Origin of the sequence: Spirillospora sp. NPDC046719 (assembly GCF_040645715.1) — a bacterium.
GTDB lineage: Bacteria > Actinomycetota > Actinomycetes > Streptosporangiales > Streptosporangiaceae > Spirillospora.
This window is the reverse complement of record NZ_JBEYYT010000539.1, coordinates 1-5430: the sequence shown is the minus strand read 5'-3', so window position 1 is coordinate 5430 and position 5430 is coordinate 1. Positions and strand designations below refer to the sequence as shown.

3 protein-coding genes are annotated in these 5430 nt (G+C 69.8%); 1 reads left to right on the top strand and 2 read right to left on the bottom strand.

Features of this window, described 5'->3' with window-relative positions; genetic code table 11:
* Positions 1-97: 97 nt before the first annotated feature.
* A complete protein-coding gene (gene secA / locus ABZ914_RS45385) occupies positions 98-2968 on the bottom strand; it encodes a preprotein translocase subunit SecA (protein ID WP_500200885.1) in 2871 nt (956 codons plus the stop codon).
* A 183-nt stretch (positions 2969-3151) separates the two neighbouring features.
* Between secA and ABZ914_RS45380 the strand changes: the two genes are divergently transcribed.
* Positions 3152-3490, top strand: a complete 339-nt coding sequence (locus tag ABZ914_RS45380) for an HGxxPAAW family protein (protein WP_433234512.1) — start codon at positions 3152-3154, stop codon at positions 3488-3490.
* 730 nt (positions 3491-4220) lie between these two features.
* On the opposite strand, the gene ABZ914_RS45375 is transcribed toward ABZ914_RS45380, so the two are convergent.
* A complete protein-coding gene (locus tag ABZ914_RS45375; RefSeq protein ID WP_500200884.1) occupies positions 4221-5318 on the bottom strand; it encodes a winged helix-turn-helix domain-containing protein in 1098 nt (365 codons plus the stop codon).
* Between the last annotated feature and the right edge of the window lie 112 nt (positions 5319-5430).

Here is a 5430-nt window from a genome sequence, read left to right as displayed (position 1 = left end):
GCCCCGTCAACGGGCGGGGCGATCACCGGCGGCCCCCGTCAACGGGGGGGGCGCCCCCCGGGTCGCCCGGGGCGCCCGCCTCGTCAGCGCGTCGGCGCTACTTCTTGCTGCGCGGGTCGCCGTGGCAGCGCTTGAACTTCTTGCCGGAGCCGCAGGGGCACGGGTCGTTGCGGTTCACGCCCGCGTACTCGTCCTCCGTCTCCTCGGAGTGGTGCTCCACGCCGCCCTCGCCGTCGACGGTGGGCGCCGAGTAGTCCAGCTTCTTCGGCCGCTTCGGCTCGTCGAGGCCCTTGGCGTGGATGACCGGCTCCTCCTCGGCCTCCACCGGGACGGTGTCGGACGGCTCCTCGCCGGCGCCTTCGGACGGCGCGGTCTTGGCGACCGACACCGGCTTCGCGCCCACCTGCGGGGCCTCCGGCTGCTCCTCCACCTCGACCTCGAGGTTGAAGAGATAGCCGACCGACTCCTCCTTGATGCCGTCGAGCATCGCGTTGAACATGTCGTAGCCCTCGCGCTGGTACTCCACCAGCGGGTCGCGCTGCGCCATGGCCCGCAGGCCGATGCCCTCCTGCAGGTAGTCCATCTCGTACAGGTGCTCACGCCACTTGCGGTCCAGCACCGACAGCACGACCCGGCGCTCCAGCTCCCGCATGACCTCGGGGCCGAGCTCCTCCTCGCGCTTGTCGTAGGCCGCCTGCGCGTCGTCGCGGATCTTCTCGGCGAGCGTCTCCGCGTCCAGTCCCGAGATGTCGCCGTCCGCCTCGTCCTCGACCAGCTGGTCGACGGTGAGGCTGATCGGGTACAGCTGCTTGAACGCCTTCCACAGCTTCTCGAGGTCCCAGTCCTCGGCGAAGCCCTCGTTGGTGGCGCCCGCGACGTAGCCCGCGACGACCTCGTCGATCATCCGGCGGACCTGGTCGTGCAGGTCCTCGCCCTCCAGCACCTTGCGGCGCTCGGCGTAGATGACCTTGCGCTGCCGGTTCAGCACCTCGTCGTACTTCAGGACGTTCTTGCGCATCTCGAAGTTCTGCTGCTCGACCTGGCTCTGCGCCGAGCGGATCGCGTTCGAGACGATCTTGGACTCGATCGGGACGTCGTCCGGGATGTTCAGGCGCGTCATGATCGCCTCGACGCGGGCCGAGTTGAACAGCCGCATGAGGTCGTCCTCCAGCGACAGGTAGAACCGGGACTCGCCCGGGTCGCCCTGCCGGCCGGACCGGCCGCGGAGCTGGTTGTCGATGCGCCGCGACTCGTGCCGCTCGGTCGCGAGCACGTACAGGCCGCCGATCTCGACGACCTCCTCGTGCTCGCCCTTCACGGCCTCCTTGGCCTTCTCCAGCGCCTCCGGCCAGGCCGCCTCGTACTCCTCCGGAGTCTCCAGCGGCGACAGCCCGCGCTGGTGCAGCTCCAGGTCCGCGCGGAAGTCGGGGTTGCCGCCGAGCATGATGTCGGTGCCGCGGCCCGCCATGTTCGTCGCGACGGTGACGCCGCCCTTGCGGCCCGCCTCCGCGACGATCGCCGACTCCTGCTCGTGGTGCTTGGCGTTCAGCACCTGGTGCGGGATGCCGCGCCGCTTGAGCATCTTGCTCAGCTTCTCGGACTTCTCCACCGACGTCGTGCCGACCAGGACCGGCTGGCCCTTCTCGTGCCGCTCGGCGATGTCGTCGACCACGGCCTCGAACTTGGCCTGCTCGGTCTTGTAGACGACGTCCGCCACGTCCTGGCGGATCATCGGCTTGTTCGTCGGGATCGGCACCACGCCGATCTTGTAGGTCTTGTTGAACTCCGCCGCCTCGGTCTCGGCGGTACCGGTCATCCCGGACAGCTTGTTGTAGAGGCGGAAGTAGTTCTGCAGGGTGATCGTGGCGAGCGTCTGGTTCTCGTCCTTGATCGCCACGCCCTCTTTGGCCTCGATGGCCTGGTGCATGCCCTCGTTGTAGCGGCGGCCGTGCAGGATGCGGCCGGTGAACTCGTCGACGATCAGGACCTCGCCGTTCATGACGACGTAGTCCTTGTCGCGCTTGTACAGCTCCTTGGCCTTCAGCGCGTTGTTGAGGAAGCTGACCAGCGGCGTGTTCACCGAGTCGTAGAGGTTGTCGATGCCGAGGTAGTCCTCGACCTTCTCCACGCCGGACTCGGTGATGCCGACCGTGCGCTTCTTCTCGTTGACCTCGTAGTCACCGGGGCCGTACTCGTCGACCTGCCCGGCGGTGCTGATGAGCTCGGCCCGCTTCAGCCGCGGGACGATCTTGGCGAACTCCGAGTACCACTTGGAGTTCTGCTCGGCCGGACCGGAGATGATCAGCGGCGTCCGGGCCTCGTCGATGAGGATCGAGTCGACCTCGTCCACGATCGCGTAGTTGTGCCCCCGCTGGACGCACTCCTCCAGGCTCCACGCCATGTTGTCGCGCAGGTAGTCGAACCCGAACTCGTTGTTCGTGCCGTAGGTGATGTCGGCGCTGTAGGCCACCCGGCGCTCGTCCGGGGTCATCTGCGGGAGGATGACGCCGACCTCGAGGCCGAGGAACTGGTGGACGCGGCCCATCCACTCGGCGTCGCGCTTGGCCAGGTAGTCGTTCACCGTGACCACGTGCACGCCGTCGCCGGACAGGGCGTTCAGGTACGCCGGGAGGACACAGGTCAGGGTCTTGCCCTCACCCGTCTTCATCTCCGCGATGTTGCCCATGTGCAGCGCCGCGCCGCCCATGATCTGGACGTCGTAGTGGCGCTGGCCCAGGACCCGCTTGGCGGCCTCGCGTGCGGTCGCGAACGCCTCGGGGAGCAGGTCGTCGAGGGACTCGCCCTCGGCGATGCGCTCGCGGTACTTGTCGGTCAGCTCACGCAACTCGGCGTCGGACATGTCGACGAAGTCTTCTTCGATCGAGTTGACCTGATCCGCGAGCTTCTTGAGCTTGCGCAGAATTTTTCCTTCGCCCGCACGAAGGATCTTGTCGATGACTGGCGGCACTCTCGAAGGCTCCTTGCAGATCGTGGTTCACCGCTCCCGGCGGCACGCACACCACTCGTACGATGCCCATCGTAGGCGAGACCCAGAATGGTCTAGGTCACTCCGCAGCGCAATCCACGGTCCGCCCCGTTTGACGCACGGGGTCCGGGAGAAGATCTCATGCACCATCGGAGGGGAGGCGCAATGTCCGAAGAGTCGCACGGGTCCCACGCCGGCCGGCCGAGTTCCTGGGTCGCCGTCACGATCATCTTCATCGGCTTCGTGGTGGGCGGTGTCGCGCTCTGCAACGGCCCCATGTGGATCATGTTCTGGGTCGGCGTCGGGATCATCGTGCTCGGCCTGCTGGCCAGCTGGGTCGTCCACCTGTTCTCCGACGTGGTGCTGGACGCGCCGCGGGTGATCCCCGAGATCGTCGACTACACCCTCTTCGGTTCGCGCAGCTCGAAGCGGCGCGGCGGCGACGCCGGCGAGATCCTCGACCGCCCCACCGCCACCGACCCCCAGCAGACCCCCCACGGCTGACCGACGCCCCACCGCGCCCGGCTCCCCGCGAGCCGGGCGCGTTCACGTCTCCGGGGGCGAACCACCTCATTTCGGCGGCCCGGAGTTCGCACGGCGAACCGCCCGTTTCCGCCCGACCAATTCCGCCCCACACCAAGCCTCCCGCCCCACGGGCCAGAGACCGCCGAACGCGGCTCACCCACCCGAAATCACCCCCCACTGATCCCCCCACCACGGATCCCCCAGAGACCCCCACAAGCCCCACCGAGCGGGAGGACCGCCCAGGCAAGGCCACCCAGGCAAGGCCACCTAAGGGCGGGGACACATCACCCGGGGCAAGGCCCAGCCGGCGAGAGGACCGGTCAGGCAGGGCTGGTCAGGCGGCACCAGGGAAGCGGCGCCGCTCAAGTCCGGCTGTTCCAGCCGAACCGCTCACGCAGGGCCGCTCCATCCGAGGCCGCTCCAGCCAGACCTCTCGCCACGCCGCTCAAGCAGGCCGCTCCAGCCAGACCCCTCCACCCGGACGCTCAAACCGGACCGCTCATGCAGGGGCCGCTCCATCCGAGGCCGCTCAAGCCAGACCCCTCCACCCGGACGCTCAAACCGGACCGCTCATGCAGGGGCCGCTCCATCCGAGGCCGCTCAAGCCGGACCTCTCCATCCGGATGCTCAAGCCGGACGGTCAAGCGGGCCGCTCCATTCGGGGCCGATCAAGCCGGACCTCTCCCCCCGGACGCTCAAGCCGGACCGCTCAGGCGGGGCCGGCTTTGATGGCGGCATCGATGAGGGCGCGGTCGACACCATCCGGGACGATCCGCTCGACGCGGACGTCGTCGCAGCCGACCCACGCCGCCGCCCGCCACAGCGCGGTGGCCAGCGACGCGGCCGACGCCTCGGCGCGCCCCGCGGTCCGGGTCGCCCACGGTTCGAACGACACCTGGCGGGCGACGAGCGTGCCGCCCTCCCGGGCCGGGTCGACCCGTCCGAGCAGGCGCCCGCCCGCTAGCAGCGGCATCGCGAAGTAGCCGTGGACGCGCTTGGCCTTCGGGACGTACGCCTCCAGCCGGTGGTCGAACCCGAACATCCGGGACGTCCGCGCCCGGTCCCACACCAGCGAGTCGAACGGCGACAGCAGCGTGGTGGCGTGCCGTCCCCGCACCGGAGCGGCGAGGGCCTCCGGATCGGCCCAGGCCGGCTGCCGCCACCCGGCCACCGTCACCGGGACGAGCCCGGCCGCCTCGACGACGCCGGCCACCTGGTCCTGCTTGAGCCGGTAGTAGTCGGCGAGGTCGCCACGGGTCGCCACGCCGAGGGCGCGCCCCGCCCGCGCGACGAGGGCCGTCAGGCACGCCTCGTCGTCCGGGTCCTGCGCGAGAAGCTCCGCGGGGACGGCCCGTTCCGCCAGGTCGTAGACCCGCCGCCAGCCGACCCGCTCGACGCACACGACCTCGCCGACGTCGAGCAGCCACTCGATGCCGATCTTGTGCTCGCTCCAGTCCCACCATTCGGCGCTGGCCTTGGCGCCGCCGAGCTCCTTCGTGGTCAGCGGGCCGTCGGAGCGCAGCCGGTCGCGGATCTCGTCGCACACGCCCTCGGGCACCTTGTGCCAGCGCCAGCCGCGCCGCAGGTAGGCGCGGCGGCGGAACGCGAACAGCGGCCAGTCGCGCATGGGCAGGATCGACGCCGCGTGCGCCCAGTACTCGAAGGCGCCGAAGGAGCCGTTCCCCCAGTAGGCGGTCTCGATCGCGCCACGCCCGACGGGCCCCAGGCGCGCGTACGGCACCAGCTCGTGGGACCGGGCCAGCACCGAGATCGTGTCGAGCTGGACGGCCCCCAGCCGTTCCAGCATGCCCGTCACGCCACCTCTCGGTCGCGCGCCCAGGAATCCCTGGGCACGAGTCGATCCACTTGGCCATGTACTCGCCGATGACGGTCTCGGAGGTCGGCCGCATGACCAGCGG